Consider the following 25477-nt stretch of genomic DNA (forward strand, 5'->3'; position numbering starts at 1 on the left):
AGGCTTTCTTTTTTTAAACACGCTGTCATATAGTAACAAAAAAGGGGGATGATGATGGCGTTTATTACGGTGAAACCTGAGATCAAGCACAATTTGGCCAGAGTGGCGAGAGAGCTGAAGATAGACGAGGAGCTGCTTAGAAGTGCAAATCGCTCCGCACAAAAACATCAATTGTTTTGTCCTGGTTATGTTATAGAAGAACATAACGATAAGGAGCTTCAAACCATTCAGGACATAAAGAGCTTTTTACAGCCTCGGCGGCTGGACCTTTCTGATAACTGGGTGGAGCAAGAAAAAGTCTATGATTTTTCAGCTGTAGAAAAGGAAGTAAAGAAGATCATTGATGTGTTTCCATTTGTCTCATGCCGGGAAATCGGCCGTTCTGTACTCGGCAGGCCGATATGGGAGCTGAAGGCTGGAGGAGAGCATACCTCAAAAAAGGTCCATATGAACGCCTCATTTCATGCGAATGAGTGGATCACAACATCTGTCCTGCTAAAATGGTTTAAGGAATACTGTATGTCATTATGCTGCAACTCGCCTTTCTTCGGCTTTTCTCCCATGAAGCTGTTCAGCAGCACATCCTTGTCTCTCGTTCCTCTTGTCAATCCAGATGGCGTTGATCTTGTCTTGAACGGATCAGAAGGCATGGGAGACAGGAAAGAAGAGCTTGAAAGGCTAAATGATCATCGTCCGAATTTTAATGAATGGAAGGCAAACATAAACGGGGTCGATTTAAATAAACAATTTCCGTCGTTATGGGAAATTGAAAAATACCGCAAACCGGCAGCACCCAGCTACCGTGATTTTCCGGGAATCTCTCCGCTTACGGAGCCGGAATCCATTGCGATGTACCGGCTGATAACGGTGAATCCGCCTGACAGACTGCTGGCCCTCCATACACAGGGGGAAGAAATTTATTGGGGCTATAAAGGCCTTGAGCCTGAAGAATCTGCTGCTGTCATAAAGGATTTTGAGAAGTTAAGCGGGAACATTTATAAAGGAGTAAGGGATATTGACAGCTATGCGGGATTTCGCGATTGGTTTATTCACCATTATTTTAAAGAAGGGTATACGGTGGAACTTGGAAAAGGTCAAAACCCTTTGCCGTTTAAGCAGTTTACACATATTTATAACGCGACAAACGGCATTTTGTGGAGGGCGTTATTTTTTCATGAGTAACTGAAACTTTTTCTTTTTTATGCCGCAGAAAATATGCGACAATAAAGATGATCGGAGGGGAAGGCTGATGAGATCAGTTTGTTTCATTCTGCTGTCAGCATTGCTGTTTAGTTTATCGGCATGCGAACCATCTCATCAGCAGCAAAAACAGGCATCGGCGGCAAAAGATGAGGAAATAGACATCATTCCGCTTTCTGCGGAAAAAGCAGAGGGAGTGGAAGGCTGGCTTACTAACAGCACAATTTTATATACAGCGTCCGATCCTACGAAAACGGAGCTTTTTGCATACCGCATCTTTACAGGCAAAGCGAAAAAGCTCTATCGGACGGATGGCCAAATCGTTGATGTTCAAATCAACCCGAGGAAGCAGATGGTTTTGCTGCAAGTCACGCACAGCCAAAAGACAGCAGTGGTTTTGCTTAATGCAAAAGGAGAGACGCTTTACCAAAAAGAATACGAAACGTATGAGCTTGAGGCTGCATGGAATCAGTATGATCCTTATCAAATGATGGTTACGGTATTCTCTGAAAAATGGGACTTTCATACATATCAGGTGGATGCCAAAAAAGACGAATCTTCCTTAAGTCCGGTACAGGTTCCGTTTATTCATTGGACCTCCAAAAACACATTTAATTATGTAAAAGAGGGAAGAGACGATAAGTCAGGGCCATTATATACGTTCGATACAGTCTCTAAAACGGAGCAGAAGCTCGAGGATGACGTTCTCTTCTTTGATTCTTTCCATCAAATGAGTTTTACTGTCAAATCAGCTGCCGGAGAAAAAGGGACGTATCAGTTTAAAACGCCGCAAACAAAATCGCCTGTTACAGCGGAATGGCCGCTCCAAACGAAATATACAAGTTTGGCCCCGATGGAGTATGACTATGATGAAGCAAAAGGCCTGTTTTATACGTTTAAAGAAAGCGGCGATGCATATAAGCTCGCAGCTGTCAATGTGGCATCGGGAAAGGCAAAAGATCTTTTCACTTTGCCGGAAATGGAGCCGATTCAAATATCTCCGAACGGGAAATATGCATTATACGGCTTTCATTTTGAGCAGATCATTTTATTGAAATCACATGAAATGAAGCAACTCATCATTGATCAAAAGGAGATGAAATAACAATGGCTATTGCAGATGTAACCATTATCCCAATCGGTACGGAAACACCTAGTGTGAGTGCTTACGTGGCCGATGTGCAAAAGATTTTAGAAGGATATCAAGCTGAAGGAAAAATCAAATATCAGCTGACACCGATGAATACGCTGATCGAGGGAGAACTCAGTGACCTTTTCACAGTCATTCAGGCAATTCACGAAGCACCGTTTCAAAAAGGGCTGCACAGAGTGGCAACGAACATCCGTATCGATGACAGGCGTGACAAAAAAACAACGCTTGAAAGCAAAATAGAAAGTGTCAATAAACATTTATAGCAATAAAAATAAACCTGTATCCGATCGGATACAGGTTTTAATGTGCGGTTGGATAGCCGCTGTTTATTACTGTCATCACTGTAAACCAGCCAAAGACAAATAAGGTGGCGCCGGCTAATAAAAAGCCAAGTATATTTTTATTTTTAACAGAACGCAAGACTCCCCATAAAGCGAAAAGAGCGACAAGGCCGAAAATCACGACAAGTAACATTACGCAGCCCCCTTTACATTGAAAAACCTGCAATTCTTTCCATTTTTATTCTACCTGTTTTTTATATGTTTGTCGATAGCGTTTTCATTGCGATTGTTTGAATCTTTTTTCAAAAACCTTCATAATAGGAGCATAGAAAAGAAAGAGGTGATACAAGTGAAATGGAGACGGATGCCAGTAGGGCCGATTCAAGCGAACGCATATTTTCTCATCAATGATGATCAATGCCTGATTTTTGATCCGGGCGGCGAAGGAAATAAAATCAATCAATACATAAAAGAAAAAGGGCTGACGCCTTTAGCCATTTTGCTTACACATGCCCATTTTGACCATATAGGGGCGCTAGATGAAGTGAGGGAAAAATGGGATATCCCTGTTTACCTACATCAGAATGAAAAGAATTGGCTTACGGATGCCTCTTTAAACGGCTCCGGCATGCTGCGGGGGATAGAAGTCACAGCTAAGCCTGCAGATCATCTGATTGAAGGAGACGGTGAACTGAATATCGGGCCGTTTCATTTGGAAACATTATTTACGCCGGGACATTCGCCAGGCAGTGTTTCGTACTACGTGAAGGATGCAGACTTGGTGATCTCCGGAGATGTCCTGTTTCAAGGCGGCATAGGGCGTACGGATTTAATAGGCGGCGATCAAGAAACGCTGCTGACGTCTATCCATGAAAAACTGCTTACGCTGCCGGAGCACACGCTGGTGTTAAGCGGCCACGGTCCTGAAACAGACGTACGGACTGAGCAGGATCAAAATCCGTTTTTAAATGGGTTTTCATTGTAAAAAAAGAGACAAACCGATAAGGTTTGTCTCTTTTTGCATTTAATGGCCTCCGCCGCCGGGCACCATAATGAAAATCGAGTAATATGTAAAGCCGGCGAAGAAAATCGTTAAATAAGCGCCAAAAATATAAATATACGTGCGTTCAGTCAAATTCAAATACGATAGAAAAACAAATAAGATCGTCTGTCCAAAAAATAAAAGGGAAGCATCTTTCATATCACCCAAATAAAACATGACTGCAAAAATTCCCGTCCAAAATCCTAACACCCGGAACATGCGATTCATTTTTATCCCCTCCCGAGAGTCCCTCTGACTGTTATTATAATAGATCACACCTATAAATGTAAACATTTTCATTATTGTTATACAAATGGAATTTGTTCCTTTGATTGCGTTTTCTATTATATGAATGGTTTTTAAAAATAATCCGAAAAAAAGTTCTGTAAATGGTTTAAAGAAAAAATGATCCGGGTAGTTATTCTACAAAGAGATGGTTAACTGAGGAGGAAAAAAACGAATGGAACAATTAATTTTTTACTCATATCCAAGCTGCACGTCATGCCGAAAAACAAAACATTGGCTCAAAGCGCATCAAATTGAATTTAACGAACGGCACTTATTTAGAGAGACCCCGACAGTAGAAGAATTAAAGTACATTTTATCGTTAACGACAGAAGGAATTGATGAAATTTTAGCGACAAGAAGCCAGACCTTCAAAAATTTAAATTTAAACATCGAAGAGATGACGGTAAATGAAGTGCTTGAACTTTTAGTCGAGAAGCCGAAGCTTTTGCGGCGTCCGATTCTTGTGGACAACAAAAAGCTGGTGATCGGTTATAATCCGGGAGAACTGTTGAAGTTATCGAAGAAGAAAACGGTTCATCAATCTGCATGATGAAAAACCGAAGATCCGCTGATTATATGAATCAGCTTATCTTCGGTTTTTCACCTGTTCAGAAACTGGGCTAGCTGGATTCGAACCAACGATCACGGAGTCAAAGTCCATTGCCTTACCGCTTGGCTATAGCCCATTGAATGTAAACATAGTATGTGTAAAGGCAGACGCGTTATACATATGAAGCATATATTTTTTGAAAAAATAGGAGGTAGCTCATTAAGATGATAGCTCTTGATCAGCATGTAACAGAGCACAAAGAAGATATTATCAAACAATGGCTGGAAACTTGCTCGTCAAAGGGAAGCTGGCTGTATTCCGTTAAAGATCAGCAAAAATTAGAACAAAAGTTAAAAGACCAGCATGAATCATTAGTGACCATCGTGGCGAAATCCCTTAGTAAAGCAGAAGATGTAAAGGATGAGCTCAATCAATGGTCTCTTCAATGCGCCAGAGACCGTGCCGTTCATGAAGTGAGTGTAACAGAAAGTGTCGGCCAGTTTAACGCTTTTAGACACATCATTTTTGAATGGCTTCAGAAATTCAGCGAAGCCTCTTCTCAAGAAATCAGTATTCAGGACATTTATGAGTGGAGCCAGATTTTGAATCAAACCATTGATGAGATCATCGAAGTGTTTACTGAAGAATATCACCAGGTCACCATGATCCAATTAAACGCGCAAAAGGAAATGATTAATGAATTGAGTGCGCCGATTATGCCGATTTCTGACGGGATAGGGATTCTACCGCTTGTTGGTGAAATTGATACGTACAGAGCGAGGACAATTTTGGAGTCGGTGCTGCAACAGTGCTCAGCGTTAAAGCTCTCGTATTTATTTTTAGATATTTCGGGCGTTCCCATCGTCGATACAATGGTGGCCTATCAAATTTTTAAAGTGATTGACAGCACCAAGCTGCTCGGAATTGAGACGATTATTTCAGGAATCAGGCCGGAAATTGCCCAAACTGTGGTGAAACTGGGTCTGGATTTTTCGAATGTAAAAACTGAGCAAAGTCTTGCTAAAGCCCTGGCCAATAAAGGATTTAAGATAGAAGAGTCATGATATACCGTTTAATGATCAGCCATGTTCATTCTGGGAAAAGCTGAACAGCCACCATCGGGCTATTCAGCTTTTTTAACTTCAATAAATAAAATATGATGGCTGTCGATGTCCTTTACCTTAAAAGAGTAACCATCATATTCAATGACACTTTCAGGCTCGGCGTCTATGTTTTGTGTCAGAAACCAGCCGCCCAAGGTGTCCACTTCTGCGTCTGATAAATCTGTTCCAAGCAGGTTGTTCACAACGCTGATTAATAGTTTTGCATTTAATAAGTAGTGATTCTTTCCGAGCTCGCGGATATGAGGCACTTCATCGGCATCAAATTCATCACGGATTTCTCCTACAATTTCTTCGATAATATCCTCGACAGTAACCAAACCGGAAGTCCCGCCATATTCATCAATGAGGATCGCCATATGAGTGCGTTCCTTTTGCATCTTCAGCAGTAATTTATAAATAGGAATTGTCTCAATAACGTGGATAACAGGCTGAATGAAAGGTTCAATTTGCTGCTTTTTGAGTGAGAAATCTTTCGTCAGCATTGAAAACAGCACTTCTTTCATATTGATTACGCCAATGACATTATCTTTATCCTCTCTGACAACTGGGTACCGTGTATATTTTGTTTGCTTCACTGTTTCCTGCAGATTTCGAATGGAGTCTTCATCAAGTGACAAACTGACCATTTCATTTCGCGGCACCATGATTTCCTTTGCCATTCGTTTATCAAAGGTAAAGATATTATTCATGTATTTTAACTCGCTTTTTCTGATTTCACCGCTTTTATAGCTTTCTGCCAAAAGAACCCGCAGCTCTTCCTCCGTATACGCCAGCTCATGCTCTGACGCCGGCTTCAGCCCAAACAACCCTGTAATCAACCGGGCAGAGTGGTTCAGCAGCCAAATGAATGGAAACATGATTTTATAAAACCAGATAAGCGGTTTGGCAAGCATCAAGGTAATGCTTTCTGCTTTTTGAATGGCGAAACTCTTTGGCGCCAGCTCCCCGATGACGACATTTAAATACGTCACCGTTAAAAAGGCGATGACAAGTGAAAGAAGGTGGGTAAGCGATTCATTTAATCCTGCTTTATGAAAAAGCGGCCGAAGCAGGGTTTGCACGGTCGGTTCCCCAAGCCAGCCCAGTCCTAAAGCTGCAACTGTAATGCCCAGCTGGCAGGCTGATAAATATTCATCAAGGTGAGTGATGACATGCTTTGCCGCTTTAGCACCTTTCTTTCCCTTTGCGACAAGCTGATCAATTCTGGATCGCCGCACTTTTACGATTGAAAATTCTACGGCGACAAAAAATCCTGTTAGCAAAATGAGAATAGCGACTGCTAGTAAATTGATAAATTCCAAAACAACTGCCTTCTCCAAGGAAGGCATGCACCTCCCTTTTCCGATGTCTTTCTACATTCCATACCACCGGAAAATGCTCATCAAACATGAGTTGAAGCGGCCAACTGGTTTAGCGATGCCTTTCTTGGGCAATTAAAGAATAAAAGAACAAAAGTTTGGAGGAGCTTGACATGAAGGCACATACGGGAAAGGATTGGTTTTGGTACCAAATGGGGCCTCAGGAAAGAAATAAGGCAAGAGATCTCATCCATTTTTCTCACTGGCCTCAATGTGAAAAGTGGTTTGAAAATAATCACCATATTAATTTTTTGCGCGTAGACACGACTGAAACAGAAAATGAAGCGGTATTTGGCTCGATTGTATATGATCAAGGGCTGGGTGAGGAAAAAGACCATACCGTTTTTCACTTTTATATTACCAGGCAATATTTTTTTACAATTAACTTTGATTTTTCGATTTTGAAAGGGATTAAGGGAAAACAAGTTGTCCAACAAATGGAAAGAGCGGACAATGCTATAGAGGGATTTTTGATTCTTCTCGGCGAATTAATGAATGCGTATTTAATCGGTGTTGATGAATTTGAAGTAAAGCTAAGAAAGCTCAGATGGCAAATCAAAGACGACAATAGCAAAAGCATTTTAAACCGCGTCCATCTCCTGCGCCATGAGCTGATGATCTGGAAAAACTTAATCCTAAGCGCCAAAAAAATTGAAATGGCGTTGAATGAAACCTTTTTGCCTCAAAATGAAGGAAAAAAGGATTATCAGCGGACACACCTCAAAATTGACAGGGGGTTTACATACATCAGCGAATTTGAAGGGGAGCTTAACAATCTGCTGCATTCAGAGGAAGTCATTACTTCTCACAGGGGAAATGAAATTGTAAAAGCGCTGACCATTTTTACGACGCTTTTTACGCCGATTACAGCACTGGGCGCCCTCTGGGGGATGAACTTTTCAGTGATGCCTGAGCTGAATTGGAAATACGGATATCTCTTTTCCCTCTTATTGATTATCACCTCTACGGTCCTGATCTACCTGTATCTGAAGAAAAAGGGCTGGACGGGAGATATGCTGCAGGAACGTAAGAAGAAAAAGAAAAGGCGAACACTGTAGGATGTTTCATTTTCTGTGCAGCGGATAAAGGATAAATAGAACACGGTAAAGGAGGAATGGAAATGAAAATAAGAGACATCATGACGAAGAATGTAGAATGCAGTGAACCAACCGCTTCAATGACTGAACTAGCGAAGAAGATGAGAGACTCCAATGTCGGTTCTATTCCAATCTGTGAAAATGGCACACTTCAGGGGATTGTTTCTGATCGAGATATTGTGACGAGATGCTTAGCTGAAAATCAGATGGATGCAAAAGCAAGTGACATCATGAGCGCTGACATCGTATCCGGCCATCCTGAAATGTCTGCTGAAGAAGCGGGTCAGCTTATGTCAGAGCACCAAATCCGCCGTTTACCGATTCTTGAAAACGAACGAATTGCCGGTATTGTTACGTTAGGCGATCTTTCCGTTGAGAAAGATACAGATCAAAAAGCCGGTGAAGCATTAAGTGAAATTTCTAAATCAGCATAATGAAAGATGGAGTGAAGCAGGCATGATGATCATCATGCCTGTTTTTTTATTGAGTAAAATAGTGAAATCAAGCATGTACATTCAGCTGAAACCACTTTTTCTGCCAGCAGGAATTGATTTTTCAGTATATAAAACCTTCAGGAAATCATTTTTTCCCCATTTGATTACCGGTTCTTATTTTTCTACAATACGCATTGAAAGGAGAGGGAATCAAATTGGATTCAATAGAAAAGATAAGCAGAACCTTGATTGAAGAGGCATATATAACAAAGGCTTCTGATATTCACATTGTGCCGAGGGAGCGTGATGCCATCATTCATTTTCGGGTTGATCATGCATTGTTGAAAAAAAGGAACATGAAAAAAGAAGACTGTGTAAGACTGATTTCACATTTTAAATTTCTCTCAGCGATGGACATAGGGGAAAGACGAAAGCCGCAAAATGGTTCGCTTACGTTAAAGCTTGAAGAGGGACATGTTCATTTAAGAATGTCAACGCTCCCCACAATTAATGAAGAAAGCCTCGTGATCAGAGTGATGCCTCAATACAATATCCCTTCGATTGATAAACTGTCATTATTTCCGAAGACAGGGGCCACCTTGCTCTCATTTTTAAAACATTCCCACGGCATGCTCATTTTTACCGGGCCGACTGGTTCAGGGAAGACCACTACATTATACTCTCTTGTTCAATATGCAAAAAAACACTTTAATCGAAATATTGTCACACTGGAGGACCCTGTTGAAACAAGGGACGAGGATGTTCTTCAGGTACAGGTGAATGAAAAAGCGGGTGTGACATATTCCACAGGGCTGAAGGCTATTTTGCGCCATGACCCGGATATGATTATTTTAGGTGAGATCAGAGACGCGGAAACAGCCGAAATTGCGGTGCGGGCAGCGATGACGGGGCATTTGGTGCTGACGAGCCTTCACACGAGAGATGCGAAGGGCGCGATTTACAGGCTGCTTGAATTCGGCATCAATATGAATGAAATCCAACAGACCGTCATTGCAATAGCGGCTCAGCGCTTGGTTGATTTGGCTTGCCCGTTTTGTGAAAACGGATGTTCATCGGTGTATTGCCGCCAGTCACGAAGCACCAGGAGAGCAAGCGTTTATGAGCTTCTTTACGGGAAAAATCTTCAGCAATGTATCCAGGAGGCAAAAGGAAATCATGCAAATTACCAGTATCAAACGCTTCGTCAAATTATCAGAAAAGGAATTGCGCTTGGCTACTTGACGACAAACAATTATGACCGGTGGGTTTATCATGAAACAGATTAGGAAAACTTGGCCGTTAAAGGATCAAGCCCAGTTATTGAAGCGGCTCGGTGAAATGACTGCGGGCGGGTATACGCTTCTGGATGGATTACGCCTGATGGAACTCCAGATGACTAAGAGGCAGGCGGCTGACTTGACTGACGCAGTCATTCGTTTGAGGGAAGGGGCGCCGTTTTATCAAGTATTAAAGAGTTTGTCATTTCATAAGGAAGCCGTAGGTATTTGTTATTTTGCTGAAACACATGGTGAACTGCCTGCTTCCATGATCCAGAGCGGAGAGCTGCTGGAACGAAAAATTGCACAGGCAGACCAGCTGAAAAGGGTGCTGCGATATCCGCTTTTCCTCATCTTCACAGTCGCCGTCATGTTTTATATGTTACAGGCCATCATCATTCCTCAGTTTTCCGGTATCTATCAATCGATGAATATGGAAACCTCACGTTCAACAGACATGCTTTTTGCTTTTTTTCAGCATATTGATTTTGTGATCATTCTGGTGGCTCTTTTTGCAGCAGGTATCGGCCTTTATTATTGGCTTGTGTTTAAGAAAAAATCACCTGCTAGGCAAATGCTTATTTGTGTCAGGATTCCTTTGGTTGGAAACCTTGTCAGGCTGTTTAACAGCTACTTTTTTTCTTTGCAGCTAAGCAGCCTTTTAAAATCAGGCCTCTCAATTTATGACAGCCTTAACGCATTTAAACACCAAACGTTTCTCCCTTTCTACCGCTGCGAGGCTGAACAAGTGATTGAACGGTTAAAAGCTGGTGAATCAATTGAAGCCGCTATTTGTGAAAGCCCTTTTTATGAAACTGATTTTTCAAAAGTCATATCTCACGGCCAGCTAAGCGGCCGCCTGGATCGGGAGCTTTTCACATACAGCCAGTTCATACTGCAGCGCATGGAACACAAGGCGCAAAAATGGACAGGCATCCTTCAGCCTATGATTTATGGATTTGTTGCAGCGATGATCTTAATCGTGTATTTATCTATGCTCTTGCCTATGTATCAGATGATGAATCAAATGTGAAAGGAAGAGGCTGATGAATGAGAAAGGTTTCACACTTGTTGAAATGTTAATTGTGCTCTTTATTATTTCAATCTTACTTTTAATTACAATACCGAACGTTACGAAACATAATCAAACCATTCAGAAAAAGGGCTGTGAAGGCCTGCAAAACATGATTAAGGCACAAATGACTGCATTTGAGCTCGACCATGAAGGACAGACACCAAGCCTTGCCGATTTACAGTCAGAGGGCTATGTGAAAAAGGATGCAGTTTGCCCAAATGGGAAGCACATTATTATCAGTGGCGGAGAAGTTAAGGTTGAACATTAAATTAAACGAGGAGGAGGGATTTACCCTTTTAGAAAGCTTACTTGTGTTAAGTCTCGCCTCTATCCTCTTGATTGCCGTGTTTACCACACTTCCTCCTGCTTATGACAATACAGCTGTCCGTCAGGCGGCTTGGCAGCTGAAAAACGATATTATGCTTGCGCAGCAGACTGCTATTTCCAGTCATCAAAGAACAAAAATTCTCTTTCAGAAAAAAGAATATCAATTAGTCATGGATGATATTGTGATTGAACGTCCGTATACAACGGGACTTTCTATAGAACCGCTGACATTAAAAGACCGTTTGGAATTTAACGAGAAAGGGCACCCGAATGCAGGCGGAAAAATACAAGTAAAAGGACATGCCACTTATGACATCACAGTTTATTTAGGGAGCGGGAGAGTCAATGTGGAGAGAAAGTAAAGGTTTTTCTACAATAGAAACAATGTCTGCGCTAAGCCTGTGGCTGTTTCTGATGCTGACAGTCGTTCCCTTGTGGGACAAGCTGATAGCTGATGAAAATATGGCGGAATCACGAGAAATCGGCTACCAGTTAATGAATGAAAGTATTAGCAAATATATGATGACTGGTGAAGGAGCTGCGTCAAAAACGGTTACAAAGAACAATAATATCTATACGCTGAAGTGGGAGGAGGAGGGAGAATATCAAAACGTATGCATCTCAGCAGCAGCATATAAAGAAAAACCATTTTGCCTCAGCATTCTGCGGACAGACTGGCTATACGCTTCTTAACGTATTATTTTCGCTCTCCGTCTTTTTGCTCATATCAGGATCGTTAGCTATGATCTTCCATCTGTTTTTGTCACGACAGCAGGAGCATGACGGTTTCACACAGCAAGAATGGATGATTTCAATGGAGCAGATGATGAACGAGTGCAAGAAGTCTCAAACAGTCAAGACAGCCGAGCATGGGAGAGTATTGATCTGTACCAATCTTTACGGGCAAGACATCCGTTTTGAAACCTATCATTCAATGATCAGAAAAAGGGTGGATGGCAAAGGGCATGTGCCGATTCTCGATCATATTACTGCCATGAAAGCTGATATTGAAAATGGGATTGTGTTGTTGAATATTAAGAGCAAGGATGAAAAAGTGTATCAAACTGCTTTTCCGGTTTATACGTCTTTAGGAGGAGGATGAATGTACCGTTCGAAAGGGTTTATTTATCCCGCTGTTCTTTTTGTCTCCGCGCTTGTGCTGCTGATCGTAAACTTTACTGCTGCTCAATATATTTCACGCTGCATGTTTGAAAAGGAAACAAAAGCGTTTTACACAGGAGAAAATTTGCTTCAGAATGGCGCACTTATTTCAATTCGGCATGTTCTTGAGCAGCGGAAAGGCCAAAAGGGTTCACAGCAGTTTACATATGGGCAGGTTTCTTATCACATTCACAATACATCGATAAAAGAGCAAAAACAAATCAGCTTAAAAGCCATTACGGAGTCGGGAGCAGAAAGAACTGCACAGCTAGTGTTCGATCAAAAACAGAAAAAACTGCTGCGCTGGATAGAATAAAGCAGAGAAAAGGGTATAAAAAAAGTCATGTGAGCCAACACTCATAATAATTGAATGATGAGGTGATCACGTGAAAACGAATGATTATGTCAAATATATGACTCAGCAATTTGTCAAATATATAGATACTCCGAAAGATGAGCGAAAAGAACGAAAAGAGGTCCGGAAAGAAACTAAAACACCCGCTTCACAGCATTGGTTCGGTATTTTACCCTATGGTTTCAGGCTATGGCTTAAACGGAAAAAATAATCACATATACAAAGAATAAGGTCCTTCAAATAAGGAGGACCTTATTGATATTCTTCTAATATGGCAATTTTATTGACCTTTTGGCTGTAGGGATCGAATGAAATCGTTACAAATACGCCGAATTCCTTTGATCCTTCCCTCAGGGTTAGGTGGTATTGCTTTACTGCTTCATCTTTTCTTTTTCGGTCCCATACTTTTTGTTTGAACAGTACCTGTGCGAGCGGGTACCTTTTTTTTGCTTCTTTTACAGCAAGCTCTTCCCATTTGGACATGTGGCGGGCGGTCACAAGTGGTGCTTCTTCTGCGTGAGCGGCTGCGGTGCCGAAAACGAGAAGAGAAAGACATATCACACATTGTTTGATCATCATGCTGTCACCCTTTCTTTGTTTATTATTACCAAATCATGTTTGGCTATGCATTTAATTTCTCACATAATAATCCCAAAAATTTCAAAAAAATTCAAAAAGGTGAGCAATACTGAGTAAGACTTTGTAATATGATGAAAACATTCTTTTAAACGAACAAAACGGTCGATTTTGATGTTTTTCAATCCATTAAACGTTGATTATACTCTATTTGTGCAGTTCTTTAAAAAGAACGATTGTCATATCAAGTTACAGTGTTTTACAGGAGGTAAGATATGTTTCGATTGTTCCGCAATCAGCAAAAGGCGAAGACGAATCTGAAAGTTCTGCTTCTTATTTTTCAGCTTTCAGTCATTTTCAGTCTGACTGCCGCGATATGCTTACAATTTTCCGATGATACAAGCGCTGCTTTTCATGATATTGAAACATTGGATGTTTCGCTTCAAGCGTGTACAGATTTTCAGCATACAGATAAAAACTGCCATTATGATAAACGCTGGGATCAAAGTGATTTGCACTTATCAGATCAAACGGATACGAAAGGCACTGTATGCTCCCCTGTCGCTTTATTTGCTGAGCTCGAAAATACAGGCGAGAAACTTAAAAAATCAAAGTGGAAGTGGGAGCTTCATAAGCTGAAAAATGCCCGCAAACCATTAAAGGATGGGAATGTGATCGAAAAAGGATTTGTTTCCAATCAAATCGGCGATTCACTTTATAAAATTGAGACGAAGAAAAAAATGAAACCCGGCATTTATGCATTTAAAGTATACAAACCGGCTGGCTATCCGGCAGAAGGCAGTACATTTGAGTGGTCGGAGCCTATGACGCTTGCAAAGTGCGATGAAAAACCGACAGTTCCGAAAAAAGAAACAAAGCCAGCCTTCAAAAAGGAGAAGGAAAACTCACAAAAGGATATACAAGAAAAATCAAATAACGAAGATGCAACTCAAGAAGCTGTAACAAAAGAAAAAGAAACTCAATCAGTTCAGAAGGAAAGCGGGGAAGAGGATGAAAAAAGCAATGAGGCTGATCAGTAATATTCTCTACGTGATCATCTTTACTCTCATTATTGTGCTGACGCTTGTCGTGATATCAACACGTTCATCCGGGGGAGAGCCGGCAGTGTTTGGATACACGCTGAAATCAGTTCTGTCAGGTTCAATGGAGCCGGAGTTCAACACAGGTTCCTTAATATTGGTCAAAGAAATTACTGATGTGAAAGAGCTCCAAAAGGGTGACGTCATTACATTTATGCAGGATGCAAATACGGCGGTGACCCACAGAATTATTGACATGACGAAGCAAGGAGACCATTTGTTATTTAAAACAAAAGGGGACAATAACGCCGCAGCTGATTCAGCGCTCGTATCGGACGAAAATGTCCGCGCGCAATATACAGGTTTTCAGCTTCCGTATGCCGGCTACATACTTCATTTTGCCAGTCAGCCGATCGGAACTGCTGTTTTACTGATTGTTCCCGGCGTGATGCTGCTGGTGTACGCTTTTGTGACGATCACAAGCGCCATTAGAGAAATAGAAAGAAAGACAAAAGCTTTGGAAACAGATACAAAGGACAATACTATGTCCACTTAACATCAGTTGTAAACCTGGCAACAGGTTTCGATATAATATCATTCAATAAAAGGGGAGTTTGCCATGGGTATGAAAAAGAAATTGAGTTTAGGAGTCGCTTCTGCGGCACTAGGATTAGCTTTAGTTGGAGGAGGAACATGGGCAGCATTTAACGACATTAAATCAACGGATGCTACTTTTGCATCAGGTACGCTTGATTTATCAGCTAAAGAAAATTCAGCAAGTGTCAACCTGTCAAATCTAAAGCCGGGAGACAAATTGACGAAAGATTTCCATTTTGAAAATAACGGCTCACTTGCAATCAAAGAGGTATTAATGGCGCTGAATTACGGAGAATTTAAAGCAAACGGTGGCAGCAATACATCTCCAGAAGATTTTCTCAGCCAGTTTGAAGTGACGTTATTGACAGTCGGAAAAGAGGGCGGCAATGGTTACCCGAAAAACATTATTTTAGATGATGCCAACCTCAAAGACTTGTATTTGATGTCCTCAAAGAATGATGCAGCGGCTGCTGAAAAAATTAAAAAACAAATTGACCCTAAATTCTTAAACGCAAGCGGCAAAGTCAATGTAGCAACAATTGACGGTAAAACCGCTCCTGAATATGATGGTGTTCCAAAAACACCGACTGATTTCGACCAGGTTCAAATGGAAATCCAATTTAAAGACGACAAAACAAAAGATGAAAACGGGCTAATGGTTCAAAATAAATACCAAGGCAACTCCATTCAGCTTCAGTTCTCGTTTGAAGCAACACAATGGAATGGTTTGACAATCAAAAAGGAACACACTGATAAAGACGGTTACGTGAAAGAAAATGAAAAAGCGCACAGTGAGGATAAAAATTAATAGCAGCAATAAAAAAGAGATGGCCCGGTATATCATATACTGGGCCATCTCTACGTTTATTAACAAAAGAGGAGTAAGTGCCTCTGCTCAGGCACTACTCCTCTTTTTGGGATTTTCTCCATTTTTGATAATCTAAAAATTCACGAAATTGTTTTTTCGATACCCCGGATGTCATTGCATCGCGAACCAATTTCTCCCATTCACTATCTAATTGACCATCGTATTCGGTTTCATGTTTCTCATCGAGCAAAGTATGAACCGAGACGTCCAGAACAGCGGAGACTTTTTCGAGAAATTGAATGGAGGGGTTCGTTTGTAGATTTCGTTCTATTGAGCTTAAATAAGACTTCGCTACCCCAGCTTTTTCAGCTAGTTCTGATAGTGAGTAGCCTTTTTCTTTACGGTATTGTTTAATACGCTGGCCAATCAATGTCATCACCTTCCTTGTGATATTATAGCACATTCAGAAAGGATTTACGGTATGACTTCTGGCTGCCGGACCAGGATGAGCAGACTTTTTGTTTAAAAGTAAATATTTTCGTATTTCTTCCGGGCTGATATTTGCCTCTTTGGCTTTCATCATTAATTCAACCCATTCTTGATCTAATTCGAAGTGCTCTTGTTTTGCATTTTTCATGCAGTTTCTCCTCCTAAAATACTTGTTTATGTATTTCAGCCAGTCCGGCCATGACTCATTGTATGCCTTCATTGGTCTCTGGAAGTCATTTGTCATTGAAATTGCCAGAATTTTTTTCCAATATATCTTTATTATAGTCGCATTTTTTCAAAAAAAACGAGAACGATGTCGAATGGTAAAAAAGTTAGCTTGAAATATTATTTTGCAGATAAAATAATCCGCCATTTTCAATTTCAACTGATATCTTTGGTTGATACAAGGCTTTCAGGGCCTGTTTTTCTAGATAATACTCTTCTGGTTTTTCTTCTGTATGCTCATAAAATTTGTCAAGCAATTCCATATCTTTTTTCCACCTGTTTACAGCCTGTTCTGCCCAGTCTGACGGCTCCTGCATGGCGGATTTAGCAATATAGTTTTCCATGCGCTTGAGGCCGCTTTCTGGTTTGATCATAGGCGATATGGTGAAGCAATAGTCACATATTTGAGACGTCAGCGAAAGCTGTGTCAGCTTGCTTTGAAAATCTTCAATCATGGTTCCAGAGACTAGGTGAAGACCTAGTGACAATAGCTTGTCCTTTTTCATGTCGGACTGGTATGAAATCGTGATATTTATACCAAGCCAAGGCTGGAGTGGGACTTTAGCTCCGGCTGATTCAATTTTCTCATACATTCTGGTAAATCTCCCATTTTGTTTAACAGCTTTAAATATTTGAAAAAGGCGGGGCGCTCCAAAATAAATAAATTCGCCGTCTAGGTCTTTTGGAGCAGTCTCCTTATCTGTAATAAAAGTGATTTTCATCGGATTCGGATCACCGCCTGTCTTCTCGCGCCAGTGCCAGTAGAAAGGGCGGTTCATGATCTGTTTGTCCATTTCAACTGTAAGCTGCACAGTCATATAGCCGGAACCTTGATCGACGATTTGGCAGCTGTTTGCCTGGAAAAAACGAAGCAGAAAATCGTGAACCTCTTGCTGTCTCACTTGTAAAACCTCCTTACAGGCTAAGATCCTCTTTTTTCAGCAGGCTGCTGTTTTTTATAAGACAAAAATGAGGTTAAATTATCCATTTTTATTTTCATTTCTTCTTCTGTAGCTGAATGGTACAAAATGTCATGCAGGTGCTCTTCAAAATTGTTCACTTGAATTTTCGTTAAAATGTCATCAAGTTCGCCGACCACTTTTTCAAACAAATGAATTTTTTCATATAGCAGCTTTAAAATATGCTCTTCTACAGTATGTTTCGTCGCCATGTTATATATGTGCACGTCACGCTCCTGCCCGAGCCTGTGAATTCTTCCGATTCTTTGCTCGAGACGCATCGGATTCCATGGCAGGTCATAGTTGATCATGTGATTGCAAAATTGCAGGTTAATCCCTTCACCGCCTGCTTCAGTTGCAATCAGGACTTGGACCTTTCCGCGGAAAAGATCCTTCATCCAGTCTTTTTTCCCGCGTTTAAATCCGCCTCTGAACGGCACAGAACTGATGCCGTTTTGCTGAAGAAACCATTGCAGGTAAATCTGGGTTGCCCGGTATTCTGTAAAAATGATGACCTTATCGTCTATCTTTTTGATCAGATCAACGACTTGAAGCGCTTTGGAGTTTTGTGTCACTTGGTTGATGCGATCTATTAAAACCGAAATGGTGTGCTCATCAATGGCCGGTGCTTGTTTCTCTTTTTGATCTAGCATCTTTTTCAGCGTCATATACACCGCTTCTCTGCTCGAACAGCACTCTCTTTGCAAAGTCATAATCGAGAACATGCTGGCCGGCTTGTTGATGCCTTCCTTCAGGCGGGAAATTTCATCATAAAGCGCCTGCTCAGATGGAGAAAATTCAATCGGCACTGTTTCAACATAGCGCTGTTTCCAATTCAGCCCTGTGTCATGCCGTCTGTTACGGATCATGACTTTATTCACAAGATCTTTTAAATGCTCGTGCGCTTCTAAACTGGATTTCTTCTTAGCGAACTCTTCCTGAAAGTGATTTTGACTGCCTAAATGGCCAGGCTTTAATAAGGACACCAAATTGAAAATTTCTTCGATACGGTTTTGAATTGGCGTCGCGGTAAGAAGCAGGCAATATTTTTTTACGAGATTCCGGACAAATTCATAGTTCTTCGTTTTGCTATTTTTTAGTTTATGTGCCTCATCAATAATGACGAGATCATATGGGATTGACAGCACAATTTCACGGTGGGGCGAGCGCTTCGCGGTGTCGATTGATGAGACGACAATATCGTATTGCTCCCACACGTAGCTTTTCTTTTGTTCAACAGCCGGGATCAAAAATTTTTCCTGTAGCTCTTTGACCCACTGTGACACAAGGGAAGCGGGCACAAGGATTAAAATTTTTTTGGCTAAACCGCGAATCATATATTCTTTTAGAATCAGCCCGGCTTCAACCGTTTTCCCGAGACCCACCTCATCTGCTAAAATCGCTTTCCCGTTCATTTTTTCAACCACTTTTTGCGCTACCTCAAGCTGGTGAGGGAGCGGCGTAAAGGAAGGCAGATATAAAGGGGCCCGTAAGCCTTCAAATTCAGGAATTGCTAATGTTTTCTGGATTTCTGCAGATAGCTTGTACAGTTCCCAGTTCGCCCATGGGCCATCATTTTTCAGCCTTTCAGCGAATTCTTCCGGCCATTTTGCATCGTAGATCATTTCTGCGTTCATTGCTTTGAAACCGCCCTTCTTATTCTTCGATTCTTAAAATGAACAATATAAGAAAAATCTGCCCAAATTGCTGTTGCCCAGCATATAGTGATGGTGGTAGGATATGAGTATGTATTTGATGTAAGATATTGCTATAGTATGTCCATAACAGCATGAAAATATGAGCGAATGACAGCAAGGGGAGAGACCTGACCGAGAACCTCGGGATACAGGCGCCGAAGGAGCAAACTGCGGAGTGAATCTCTCAGGCAAAAGAACTCTTGCTCGACGCAACTCTGGAGAGTGTTTGCGCGGATGCCGCAAGCCACCAAAGGGGACGTCTTTGCGTATGCAAAGTAAACTTTCAGGTGCCAGGACAGAGAACCTTCATTTTACATGAGGTGTTTCTCTGTCCTTTTTTGTATAATTTTTTAGCTGCGCCGTTGAAAAAGGGGAGGAATTTGATGCTGAAAAGAACGCCGTTATTTGACCTGTATAAGGAATATGGAGGAAAAACGATTGATTTCGGAGGCTGGGAGCTTCCTGTTCAATTCTCTTCTATAAAAAACGAACACGAGGCTGTTCGAACTGCAGCCGGGCTCTTTGATGTATCCCATATGGGAGAAATCGAAGTGTCAGGAAGCGACAGTCTGTCTTTTTTGCAAAGGCTGATGACAAATGATGTTTCCGCGTTGACACCAGGCCGTGTGCAATATACAGCGATGTGCTATCCGGATGGCGGAACCGTCGATGATTTGCTTGTCTATCAAAAAGGAGAGAACCGCTATCTGCTAGTCATTAATGCTTCTAATATAGATAAAGACCTGGCTTGGATGAAAGAACATGCGACAGGTGATGTGCAGATTGACAATCAGTCAGATCAAATTGCGCTCCTGGCTGTGCAGGGGCCGAAAGCAGAAGCAATCTTAAAAAAACTGGCAGCTTCAGATGTGTCTGCAATAAAGCCGTTTGCGTTTATTGATGAAGCTGATATCAGCGGCTGCAGAGCACTCATTTCGCGCACCGGCTATACGGGTGAAGACGGATTTGAAATTTACTGCCGTGCTCATGATGCCGTGTATTTGTGGAAGCAAATTATTGATGCGGGTGAGGAATACGGACTGATTCCATGCGGTCTTGGCGCACGTGATACGCTCCGGTTTGAAGCGAAACTCCCGCTTTACGGCCAGGAGCTGACCCAGGATATTACACCGATTGAAGCAGGTATTGGCTTTGCCGTAAAACACAAAAAAGAGTCTGACTTTTTTGGTAAGTCTGTATTGAGTGAACAGAAAGAAAACGGAGCAAAGCGAAAGCTTGTCGGCCTCGAAATGATCGAAAAAGGGATACCGCGGCACGGATATGAAGTATTCCAACATGGCAAGTCCGTCGGAAAGGTCACAACCGGCACGCAGTCACCGACATTAGGGAAAAACGTCGGCCTTGCCCTAGTTGCTGCGGAAGCGAGTGAAATCGGGACTGTTGTAGAGGTGGGGATTCGCAAAAAATTAGTGAAAGCAAAGGTTGTCAAAACACCATTTTATAAACGCTAATATTTTTTCTTGGGGAGAGGAGTCAACACATGAAGCACCGTTATTTGCCCGCAACAGAAAAGGATAAACAGGAAATGCTTGCCGCTATCGGCGTAAGCGGCATCGATGAATTATTTGCTGATATACCGGAAAACGTCAGATATCAAAAAGAGTATCAAATCAAAAAAGCGAAATCAGAAACGGAATTAACAAGAGAACTGGCAAAGCTGGCCTCTAAAAATCGTGATACCGTACAACACGCGTCTTTCTTAGGAGCGGGTGTATATGACCACTATCAGCCTGTTATTGTGGATCATGTCATTTCGCGCTCTGAGTTTTATACGGCGTATACGCCTTATCAGCCGGAAATCTCACAAGGGGAGCTACAGGCCATTTTCGAGTTCCAAACGATGATCTGTGAACTGACAGGAATGGATATTGCCAACTCCTCTATGTATGATGGCGGAACAGCCTTGGCGGAAGCGGCCATGCTTGCTTCCGGCCACACGAAAAAGAAAAAAATCGTTGTGTCAAAAACCGTGCATCCTGAATCGAGAGAAGTGCTGAAAACGTACGCAAAAGGTCAGTATATTGAAGTCGTTGAAGTCCCCGCTAAAGATGGAGTTACTGATATTGATGCTTTGCGCCAAACCGTTTGCGAGGACACGGCTGCAGTGATCGTTCAGTACCCTAATTTTTTTGGCCGGGTTGAGCCGTTAAAGGATATTGAGCCTATCGCTCATCAAGGGAAATCCATGTTTATTGTGTCAGCCAATCCGCTTGCGCTAGGTCTTCTCACTCCGCCGGGCAAGTTTCAGGCTGATATCGTCGTCGGCGATGCGCAGCCTTTCGGCATTCCTTCCGCATACGGCGGCCCGCACTGCGGCTTTTTTGCAGTCAACAAAAAATTAATGAGAAAAGTGCCGGGCCGTCTCGTCGGACAAACGGAAGACGAAAACGGAAAAAGAGGCTTTGTGCTTACTTTGCAAGCCAGGGAACAGCATATCCGCCGGGATAAAGCGACATCAAATATATGCTCGAACCAAGCTTTAAATGCGCTGGCAGCTTCTGTCGCCATGACAGCTCTCGGGAAAAACGGCGTAAAAGAAATCGCCCGTCAAAATCTCCTAAAAGCCAACTATGCCAAGCAAGAAGGAAAAAAAGCGGGCCTCACCGTCATGTTTGATGGACCGATGTTTAATGAATTTGTCATCAAACTGGATGAACCGGTAAAAGCAGTAAATCGGCGTTTGCTGGCAAAAGGCATCATCGGCGGATATGATCTTGGGCTGACGTATCCGGAGCTGGACTGTCATATGCTGATTGCTGTAACGGAGCTGAGAACAAAAGAAGAAATTGACGCACTCATTCAGGAATTGGGGGATCGCCATGAGTAATCAGGATCAGGCACTTATTTTTGAGCTTTCCAGAGAAGGCCGTATAGGCTACAGTCTGCCGGAGCTCGATGTACCGGAAATCGAATTGGAGAACCTCTTGTCAGACACCTATATTCGTGACGAGGATGCAGAGCTGCCAGAGGTGTCCGAGCTGGATATCATGCGCCATTATACAGCGCTGTCTATACGTAATCACGGAGTGGATTCCGGCTTTTACCCGCTCGGTTCTTGCACAATGAAATACAATCCGAAAATAAATGAAAAAATTGCGCGAATTCCCGGTTTTGCTGCGATTCATCCTCTTCAGGATGAAGACACGGTTCAAGGCGCTTTAGAGCTTTTATATGATTTAAGCAAGCACCTTGAGGAAATTACGGGAATGGATGAGGTTACTCTTCAGCCCGCTGCCGGGGCGCATGGCGAGTGGACGGGGCTGATGATGATCCGGGCCTATCATGAAGCGCGAGGGGATTTCAAGCGAACGAAGGTCATTGTACCTGATTCCGCGCACGGGACGAACCCTGCTTCAGCGACAGTAGCAGGCTTTGAAACAGTAACGGTGAAATCGAATGAAAAGGGGCTTGTCGATCTGGAGGATTTAAAAAGAGCAGTGAATGAAGAAACGGCGGCTCTTATGCTGACGAATCCGAACACGCTCGGCTTGTTTGAGGAACAGATTACCGAGATGGCGGAAATTGTTCACCAAGCGGGGGGGAAACTGTACTATGACGGCGCTAATTTAAATGCCGTTTTAAGCAAAGCACGACCGGGAGATATGGGTTTTGACGTGGTGCACCTCAACTTGCATAAAACATTCACTGGCCCTCATGGCGGCGGAGGCCCCGGATCAGGCCCTGTCGGCGTAAAAAAAGATCTGATTCCTTATTTGCCAAAACCAGTTTTAATCCAAAAAGAAGGACGCTTTACGTTTGATTATGACCGCCCTCATGCGATCGGCCGCGTGAAGCCGTATTACGGCAACTTCGGCATCAATGTCAGAGCGTATACGTATATCCGTTCTATGGGGCCTGACGGGTTAAAGGCTGTTACTGAGAACGCAGTGTTAAACGCCAACTATATGATGAGAAAGCTCGCGCCTTATTACGATCTTCCGTTTGACCGTCATTGCAAGCATGAATTTGTATTGTCAGGGAAGCGCCAGAAAAAGCTGGGAGTGCGTACGCTTGATATAGCAAAACGGCTGCTCGATTTCGGATATCATCCGCCTACGATTTATTTCCCGCTTAATGTTGAAGAATGCATCATGATCGAGCCGACAGAGACGGAATCCAAGGAAACACTGGATGCGTTTATCGACGCTATGATTCAAATCGCAAAGGAAGCGGAGGAGAATCCGGAGCTCGTCCAAGAGGCGCCGCATACGACGATTGTAAAAAGAATGGATGAAACAAAAGCGGCGAGACACCCGGTGCTCAGGTACGAGGCGGAAGAGAGGTAAAAAAACAGCTGTCTATACGACAGCTGTTTTTCTTTATTACTTCGTTTTAATCTTTCCGCCCCATTTTTTAAAGCCGCCCTTTAGGTTGTAAATCTCAGTGCAGCCGTTTTTGCGCAGAGTTTGTGCCGCGCGTCCGCTGCGGACACTGTTTTGGCAGTACAGATAGACAGGCTTGTCCGGACGGATTTCATTTTTTCTCTGTTTCAGCTGGGAAAGCGGGATGTTGCGGGCGCCTAAAATATGTCCGCCCTCAAACTCATTCGGTTCACGAACGTCAATGAGCTGCGCTTTTCGGTAACCTGCGCGGAACTCTTCTTCCGTAAGTGTTTTCATAATTCGCTGCTGATAGACATATGAAGCAATCATATAGACGAGAAACGCAGCAAAAATAATTAAGACGATCATATTAGACAATGTGATTCTACTCCTTTAGCATATAAAATCAAAACCCTGCTTCATAAAACAAGGCCATAGAGCCGTTTTCGACAAATACTATTATAGTAAAGCACGGCGCGATTGTCATCCATAATGGAACTAAAATATTTTTCATTTTCCCTGCAGTTTGATAAACTGATTCTATTAAAACGGTAAGGAAGGTCTCAAAATGGAAAAAGAAACTTGGCGGTTTATAGACTCAGGCAATGCAAGTCCTGCATTCAATATGGCGCTTGATGAAGCGCTTTTATATTGGCACAGCGAAAAGAAAATTCCTCCGGTTATCCGTTTTTACGGTTGGAATCCGGCGACTCTTTCTGTAGGATATTTTCAAAATATTAAAAAGGAAATCAATTTTGAAGCAGTACATAAGTATAATCTCGGATTTGTCAGACGCCCGACCGGCGGGAGAGGTGTTCTGCACGATCAGGAATTGACATACAGCGTGATTGTTTCGGAAGAGCACCCCGAAATGCCGGCGACTGTTACTGAGGCATACCGGGTCATTTCAGAAGGCATACTCCAAGGCTTTAGAAATCTCGGTCTGGACGCATATTTTGCCATCCCGAGAACCGAAAAAGAAAAAGAAAGCTTAAAAAATCCGCGGTCATCCGTTTGTTTTGACGCGCCTTCATGGTATGAGCTGGTGGTCGAGGGACGCAAGGTGGCGGGAAGCGCGCAAACGAGACAAAAAGGCGTGATTCTTCAGCATGGCTCCATTCTGCTTGATTTGGATGAGGACAAGCTGTTCGATCTGTTCTTGTATCCGAGTGAAAGAGTCAGAGAGCGGATGCAGCGCAATTTCAAAAATAAAGCGGTTGCCATTAATGAACTCACCGATAAGCGGGTGACGATGGATGAGGCCCGTAAAGCCTTTAAAGAAGGATTTGAAACTGGTCTTAACATTCATTTAAAGCCGTACGAACTAACTCAGGAAGAGCTTGATTTTGTTCATCATTTGGCAGAAACAAAATATGCTTCAGATGAATGGAATTATAAGCGGTAAAAAGGGCTTTTGGCCTGCGGAGCATCCTTGTTTTTTCAAGTTCATTAGTGTAAACTTGTAATGGTTTATAAAGTTAAGGTGCTTTTTGGGAGGGTTTCGATGACAACACCAAGTATGGAAGATTATATTGAACAGATTTATATGCTGATTGAAGAAAAAGGATATGCACGGGTTTCCGATATCGCGGAAGCATTGGCAGTCCATCCCTCCTCTGTAACGAAAATGGTTCAAAAACTAGATAAAGACGAATATTTAATTTATGAAAAATATCGCGGTCTCGTGTTAACGTCTAAAGGGAAAAAAATAGGCAAACGGCTGGTATACAGACATGAATTGCTTGAGCAGTTTTTAAGAATCATTGGTGTTGATGAAGAGAAAATATATAACGATGTCGAAGGAATCGAACATCATTTAAGTTGGAACAGCATTGATCGCATCGGGGATCTTGTTCAATATTTTGAAGAAGATGATGCTCGTAAAAAAGATCTGAAATCAATCCAAAAGAAAACAGAACATCATAATCAGTAAAAAGGCGGTCTCGAAGGAGGCCGTCTTTTTTGATGCGTCGGGCCGCGTGTCATTCGTTGGTCTATTTCTTCGCGTGTTTTCTTAAAAT

Annotated in this window: 33 protein-coding genes, 1 tRNA gene and 1 riboswitch; of the genes, 24 read left to right on the forward strand and 10 right to left on the reverse strand. The window is 42.3% G+C overall.

Features of this window, described 5'->3' with window-relative positions:
* Positions 1–51 precede the first annotated feature (51 nt).
* From KHQ79_RS03455 to KHQ79_RS03465, 3 genes are all read left to right on the forward strand, one after another.
* Positions 52–1182, forward strand: coding sequence for a M14 family metallopeptidase (locus KHQ79_RS03455; RefSeq protein WP_225514269.1), 1131 nt, complete (start codon positions 52–54; stop codon positions 1180–1182).
* A gap of 67 nt (positions 1183–1249) precedes the next feature.
* Positions 1250–2305 (forward strand): YqgU-like beta propeller domain-containing protein, encoded by a 1056-nt coding sequence (locus tag KHQ79_RS03460; RefSeq protein ID WP_225514209.1) that lies wholly within the window; start codon positions 1250–1252, stop codon positions 2303–2305.
* A 2-nt stretch (positions 2306–2307) separates the two neighbouring features.
* Positions 2308–2616: an MTH1187 family thiamine-binding protein gene (locus KHQ79_RS03465; RefSeq protein WP_003236982.1), complete on the forward strand. Its 309-nt coding sequence runs from the start codon at positions 2308–2310 to the stop codon at positions 2614–2616.
* 37 nt (positions 2617–2653) lie between these two features.
* Here the strand turns inward: KHQ79_RS03465 and KHQ79_RS03470 are convergent, their stop codons facing one another.
* Positions 2654–2827 carry a DUF2759 domain-containing protein gene (locus KHQ79_RS03470; RefSeq protein ID WP_003236980.1) on the reverse strand — a complete coding sequence of 58 codons (174 nt, stop codon included), beginning with the start codon at positions 2825–2827 and terminating at the stop codon, positions 2654–2656.
* 156 nt (positions 2828–2983) lie between these two features.
* Here KHQ79_RS03470 and KHQ79_RS03475 point away from each other — a divergent pair, with 156 nt between their 5' ends.
* A complete protein-coding gene (locus tag KHQ79_RS03475; RefSeq protein WP_003236978.1) occupies positions 2984–3619 on the forward strand; it encodes an MBL fold metallo-hydrolase in 636 nt (211 codons plus the stop codon).
* Between the two features lie 39 nt (positions 3620–3658).
* Here the strand turns inward: KHQ79_RS03475 and KHQ79_RS03480 are convergent, their stop codons facing one another.
* Complete coding sequence (locus KHQ79_RS03480; RefSeq protein ID WP_003236976.1) at positions 3659–3904, reverse strand: DUF2626 domain-containing protein; 246 nt, start codon at positions 3902–3904, stop codon at positions 3659–3661.
* Positions 3905–4136: 232 nt separating this feature from the next.
* Between KHQ79_RS03480 and mgsR the strand changes: the two genes are divergently transcribed.
* Positions 4137–4514, forward strand: coding sequence for a transcriptional regulator MgsR (mgsR, locus tag KHQ79_RS03485; protein ID WP_019258896.1), 378 nt, complete (start codon positions 4137–4139; stop codon positions 4512–4514).
* Between the two features lie 65 nt (positions 4515–4579).
* On the opposite strand, the gene KHQ79_RS03490 is transcribed toward mgsR, so the two are convergent.
* Positions 4580–4650, reverse strand: a tRNA-Gln gene (locus tag KHQ79_RS03490).
* Positions 4651–4738: 88 nt separating this feature from the next.
* Between KHQ79_RS03490 and KHQ79_RS03495 the strand changes: the two genes are divergently transcribed.
* Entirely contained in the window at positions 4739–5578 is an 840-nt protein-coding gene (locus tag KHQ79_RS03495; protein ID WP_003236972.1) for an STAS domain-containing protein, read from the forward strand.
* A gap of 59 nt (positions 5579–5637) precedes the next feature.
* Here the strand turns inward: KHQ79_RS03495 and KHQ79_RS03500 are convergent, their stop codons facing one another.
* Complete coding sequence (locus KHQ79_RS03500) at positions 5638–6966, reverse strand: hemolysin family protein (RefSeq protein ID WP_225514210.1); 1329 nt, start codon at positions 6964–6966, stop codon at positions 5638–5640.
* 143 nt (positions 6967–7109) lie between these two features.
* On the opposite strand from KHQ79_RS03500, the gene corA reads away from it, so the two are divergent.
* The 10 genes from corA to KHQ79_RS03550 all read left to right on the forward strand — a co-directional run bounded on the left by corA (position 7110) and on the right by KHQ79_RS03550 (position 12933).
* Entirely contained in the window at positions 7110–8054 is a 945-nt protein-coding gene (gene corA / locus KHQ79_RS03505) for a magnesium transporter CorA (protein ID WP_003236968.1), read from the forward strand.
* Between the two features lie 62 nt (positions 8055–8116).
* Entirely contained in the window at positions 8117–8527 is a 411-nt protein-coding gene (locus KHQ79_RS03510; protein ID WP_225514211.1) for a CBS domain-containing protein, read from the forward strand.
* 215 nt (positions 8528–8742) lie between these two features.
* The gene (gene comGA / locus KHQ79_RS03515) at positions 8743–9813 is read left to right on the forward strand and encodes a competence protein ComGA (RefSeq protein ID WP_225514212.1); all 1071 of its coding nucleotides are present in this window, start codon (positions 8743–8745) and stop codon (positions 9811–9813) included.
* Entirely contained in the window at positions 9800–10837 is a 1038-nt protein-coding gene (gene comGB, locus KHQ79_RS03520; RefSeq protein WP_225514213.1) for a competence type IV pilus assembly protein ComGB, read from the forward strand. The genes comGA and comGB overlap by 14 nt, the downstream gene beginning before the upstream one ends.
* A gap of 13 nt (positions 10838–10850) precedes the next feature.
* The gene (comGC, locus tag KHQ79_RS03525; protein WP_019258890.1) at positions 10851–11147 is read left to right on the forward strand and encodes a comG operon protein ComGC; all 297 of its coding nucleotides are present in this window, start codon (positions 10851–10853) and stop codon (positions 11145–11147) included.
* On the forward strand, positions 11137–11568 hold the full coding sequence (gene comGD, locus KHQ79_RS03530) for a competence type IV pilus minor pilin ComGD (RefSeq protein ID WP_225514214.1): 432 nt from the start codon (positions 11137–11139) through the stop codon (positions 11566–11568). Before comGC ends, comGD begins: the two co-directional genes overlap by 11 nt.
* Entirely contained in the window at positions 11552–11899 is a 348-nt protein-coding gene (gene comGE / locus KHQ79_RS03535; protein WP_225514215.1) for a competence type IV pilus minor pilin ComGE, read from the forward strand. Before comGD ends, comGE begins: the two co-directional genes overlap by 17 nt.
* A 25-nt stretch (positions 11900–11924) precedes the next feature.
* Positions 11925–12308: a competence type IV pilus minor pilin ComGF gene (comGF, locus tag KHQ79_RS03540; RefSeq protein WP_225514216.1), complete on the forward strand. Its 384-nt coding sequence runs from the start codon at positions 11925–11927 to the stop codon at positions 12306–12308.
* Positions 12309–12683 carry a competence type IV pilus minor pilin ComGG gene (gene comGG, locus KHQ79_RS03545; RefSeq protein WP_225514217.1) on the forward strand — a complete coding sequence of 125 codons (375 nt, stop codon included), beginning with the start codon at positions 12309–12311 and terminating at the stop codon, positions 12681–12683. It abuts the gene before it with no gap.
* Between the two features lie 70 nt (positions 12684–12753).
* On the forward strand, positions 12754–12933 hold the full coding sequence (locus tag KHQ79_RS03550; RefSeq protein WP_003236949.1) for a YqzE family protein: 180 nt from the start codon (positions 12754–12756) through the stop codon (positions 12931–12933).
* Positions 12934–12974: 41 nt separating this feature from the next.
* Here the strand turns inward: KHQ79_RS03550 and KHQ79_RS03555 are convergent, their stop codons facing one another.
* Positions 12975–13301, reverse strand: coding sequence for a YqzG/YhdC family protein (locus KHQ79_RS03555; protein WP_029316858.1), 327 nt, complete (start codon positions 13299–13301; stop codon positions 12975–12977).
* 272 nt (positions 13302–13573) lie between these two features.
* Between KHQ79_RS03555 and tapA the strand changes: the two genes are divergently transcribed.
* From tapA to tasA, 3 genes are all read left to right on the forward strand, one after another.
* Positions 13574–14338 carry an amyloid fiber anchoring/assembly protein TapA gene (gene tapA / locus KHQ79_RS03560; RefSeq protein ID WP_133486967.1) on the forward strand — a complete coding sequence of 255 codons (765 nt, stop codon included), beginning with the start codon at positions 13574–13576 and terminating at the stop codon, positions 14336–14338.
* Positions 14322–14894, forward strand: a complete 573-nt coding sequence (sipW, locus tag KHQ79_RS03565; protein WP_080429111.1) for a signal peptidase I SipW — start codon at positions 14322–14324, stop codon at positions 14892–14894. Before tapA ends, sipW begins: the two co-directional genes overlap by 17 nt.
* 63 nt (positions 14895–14957) lie before the next feature.
* A complete protein-coding gene (gene tasA, locus KHQ79_RS03570) occupies positions 14958–15743 on the forward strand; it encodes a biofilm matrix protein TasA (RefSeq protein WP_003236939.1) in 786 nt (261 codons plus the stop codon).
* A gap of 94 nt (positions 15744–15837) precedes the next feature.
* Here tasA and sinR read toward each other — a convergent pair whose 3' ends face one another.
* The 4 genes from sinR to KHQ79_RS03590 form a co-directional block, all read right to left on the reverse strand.
* Positions 15838–16173 carry a transcriptional regulator SinR gene (gene sinR / locus KHQ79_RS03575; protein ID WP_003226345.1) on the reverse strand — a complete coding sequence of 112 codons (336 nt, stop codon included), beginning with the start codon at positions 16171–16173 and terminating at the stop codon, positions 15838–15840.
* Between the two features lie 33 nt (positions 16174–16206).
* Positions 16207–16380: an anti-repressor SinI gene (gene sinI, locus KHQ79_RS03580; protein ID WP_003226347.1), complete on the reverse strand. Its 174-nt coding sequence runs from the start codon at positions 16378–16380 to the stop codon at positions 16207–16209.
* A 184-nt stretch (positions 16381–16564) separates the two neighbouring features.
* Entirely contained in the window at positions 16565–17359 is a 795-nt protein-coding gene (locus KHQ79_RS03585) for a YqhG family protein (RefSeq protein ID WP_003236936.1), read from the reverse strand.
* Between the two features lie 20 nt (positions 17360–17379).
* A complete protein-coding gene (locus KHQ79_RS03590) occupies positions 17380–19053 on the reverse strand; it encodes a DEAD/DEAH box helicase (protein WP_003236934.1) in 1674 nt (557 codons plus the stop codon).
* Positions 19054–19221: 168 nt separating this feature from the next.
* Positions 19222–19323, forward strand: a riboswitch (glycine riboswitch).
* A 173-nt stretch (positions 19324–19496) separates the two neighbouring features.
* On the opposite strand from KHQ79_RS03590, the gene gcvT reads away from it, so the two are divergent.
* From gcvT to gcvPB, 3 genes are read left to right on the forward strand one after another with little or no spacing between them, the layout of a single operon-like run.
* Positions 19497–20585 carry a glycine cleavage system aminomethyltransferase GcvT gene (gene gcvT / locus KHQ79_RS03595; RefSeq protein ID WP_225514218.1) on the forward strand — a complete coding sequence of 363 codons (1089 nt, stop codon included), beginning with the start codon at positions 19497–19499 and terminating at the stop codon, positions 20583–20585.
* A 29-nt stretch (positions 20586–20614) separates the two neighbouring features.
* On the forward strand, positions 20615–21961 hold the full coding sequence (gene gcvPA / locus KHQ79_RS03600; protein WP_060399010.1) for an aminomethyl-transferring glycine dehydrogenase subunit GcvPA: 1347 nt from the start codon (positions 20615–20617) through the stop codon (positions 21959–21961).
* Positions 21954–23420, forward strand: coding sequence for an aminomethyl-transferring glycine dehydrogenase subunit GcvPB (gene gcvPB / locus KHQ79_RS03605; protein WP_225514219.1), 1467 nt, complete (start codon positions 21954–21956; stop codon positions 23418–23420). The genes gcvPA and gcvPB overlap by 8 nt, the downstream gene beginning before the upstream one ends.
* Before the next feature lie 36 nt (positions 23421–23456).
* Here gcvPB and KHQ79_RS03610 read toward each other — a convergent pair whose 3' ends face one another.
* Positions 23457–23834 carry a rhodanese-like domain-containing protein gene (locus KHQ79_RS03610; protein ID WP_225514220.1) on the reverse strand — a complete coding sequence of 126 codons (378 nt, stop codon included), beginning with the start codon at positions 23832–23834 and terminating at the stop codon, positions 23457–23459.
* Between the two features lie 190 nt (positions 23835–24024).
* On the opposite strand from KHQ79_RS03610, the gene lipM reads away from it, so the two are divergent.
* Together lipM and mntR are read left to right on the forward strand one after the other, a co-directional pair.
* Positions 24025–24861, forward strand: a complete 837-nt coding sequence (gene lipM / locus KHQ79_RS03615; protein ID WP_060399008.1) for an octanoyltransferase LipM — start codon at positions 24025–24027, stop codon at positions 24859–24861.
* Between the two features lie 99 nt (positions 24862–24960).
* Positions 24961–25389 (forward strand): transcriptional regulator MntR, encoded by a 429-nt coding sequence (gene mntR / locus KHQ79_RS03620; protein WP_003236923.1) that lies wholly within the window; start codon positions 24961–24963, stop codon positions 25387–25389.
* The last annotated feature ends 88 nt before the right edge of the window (positions 25390–25477 follow it).

Source organism: Bacillus sp. TSO22 (assembly GCF_020223595.1).
In the GTDB taxonomy this organism is placed as follows: domain Bacteria; phylum Bacillota; class Bacilli; order Bacillales; family Bacillaceae; genus Bacillus; species Bacillus inaquosorum.

Bases quoted from the DNA above. Each gene is read 5' to 3' on its own strand.
- comGB (WP_225514213.1), top strand. From the start codon at position 9,800: ATGAAACAGATTAGGAAAACTTGGCCGTTAAAGGATCAAGCCCAGTTA.
- gcvPB (WP_225514219.1), top strand. From the start codon at position 21,954: ATGAGTAATCAGGATCAGGCACTTATTTTTGAGCTTTCCAGAGAAGGC.
- gcvPA (WP_060399010.1), top strand. From the start codon at position 20,615: ATGAAGCACCGTTATTTGCCCGCAACAGAAAAGGATAAACAGGAAATG.
- KHQ79_RS03495 (WP_003236972.1), top strand. From the start codon at position 4,739: ATGATAGCTCTTGATCAGCATGTAACAGAGCACAAAGAAGATATTATC.
- mgsR (WP_019258896.1), top strand. From the start codon at position 4,137: ATGGAACAATTAATTTTTTACTCATATCCAAGCTGCACGTCATGCCGA.
- KHQ79_RS03455 (WP_225514269.1), top strand. From the start codon at position 52: ATGATGGCGTTTATTACGGTGAAACCTGAGATCAAGCACAATTTGGCC.
- sinI (WP_003226347.1), bottom strand. From the start codon at position 16,380: ATGAAAAATGCAAAACAAGAGCACTTCGAATTAGATCAAGAATGGGTT.
- lipM (WP_060399008.1), top strand. From the start codon at position 24,025: ATGGAAAAAGAAACTTGGCGGTTTATAGACTCAGGCAATGCAAGTCCT.
- KHQ79_RS03510 (WP_225514211.1), top strand. From the start codon at position 8,117: ATGAAAATAAGAGACATCATGACGAAGAATGTAGAATGCAGTGAACCA.
- tapA (WP_133486967.1), top strand. From the start codon at position 13,574: ATGTTTCGATTGTTCCGCAATCAGCAAAAGGCGAAGACGAATCTGAAA.
- KHQ79_RS03590 (WP_003236934.1), bottom strand. From the start codon at position 19,053: ATGAACGCAGAAATGATCTACGATGCAAAATGGCCGGAAGAATTCGCT.
- KHQ79_RS03465 (WP_003236982.1), top strand. From the start codon at position 2,308: ATGGCTATTGCAGATGTAACCATTATCCCAATCGGTACGGAAACACCT.
- mntR (WP_003236923.1), top strand. From the start codon at position 24,961: ATGACAACACCAAGTATGGAAGATTATATTGAACAGATTTATATGCTG.
- comGC (WP_019258890.1), top strand. From the start codon at position 10,851: ATGAATGAGAAAGGTTTCACACTTGTTGAAATGTTAATTGTGCTCTTT.
- KHQ79_RS03460 (WP_225514209.1), top strand. From the start codon at position 1,250: ATGAGATCAGTTTGTTTCATTCTGCTGTCAGCATTGCTGTTTAGTTTA.
- KHQ79_RS03555 (WP_029316858.1), bottom strand. From the start codon at position 13,301: ATGATGATCAAACAATGTGTGATATGTCTTTCTCTTCTCGTTTTCGGC.
- sipW (WP_080429111.1), top strand. From the start codon at position 14,322: ATGAGGCTGATCAGTAATATTCTCTACGTGATCATCTTTACTCTCATT.
- tasA (WP_003236939.1), top strand. From the start codon at position 14,958: ATGGGTATGAAAAAGAAATTGAGTTTAGGAGTCGCTTCTGCGGCACTA.
- comGE (WP_225514215.1), top strand. From the start codon at position 11,552: ATGTGGAGAGAAAGTAAAGGTTTTTCTACAATAGAAACAATGTCTGCG.
- comGG (WP_225514217.1), top strand. From the start codon at position 12,309: ATGTACCGTTCGAAAGGGTTTATTTATCCCGCTGTTCTTTTTGTCTCC.
- KHQ79_RS03480 (WP_003236976.1), bottom strand. From the start codon at position 3,904: ATGAATCGCATGTTCCGGGTGTTAGGATTTTGGACGGGAATTTTTGCA.
- gcvT (WP_225514218.1), top strand. From the start codon at position 19,497: ATGCTGAAAAGAACGCCGTTATTTGACCTGTATAAGGAATATGGAGGA.
- KHQ79_RS03500 (WP_225514210.1), bottom strand. From the start codon at position 6,966: ATGCCTTCCTTGGAGAAGGCAGTTGTTTTGGAATTTATCAATTTACTA.
- KHQ79_RS03470 (WP_003236980.1), bottom strand. From the start codon at position 2,827: ATGTTACTTGTCGTGATTTTCGGCCTTGTCGCTCTTTTCGCTTTATGG.
- corA (WP_003236968.1), top strand. From the start codon at position 7,110: ATGAAGGCACATACGGGAAAGGATTGGTTTTGGTACCAAATGGGGCCT.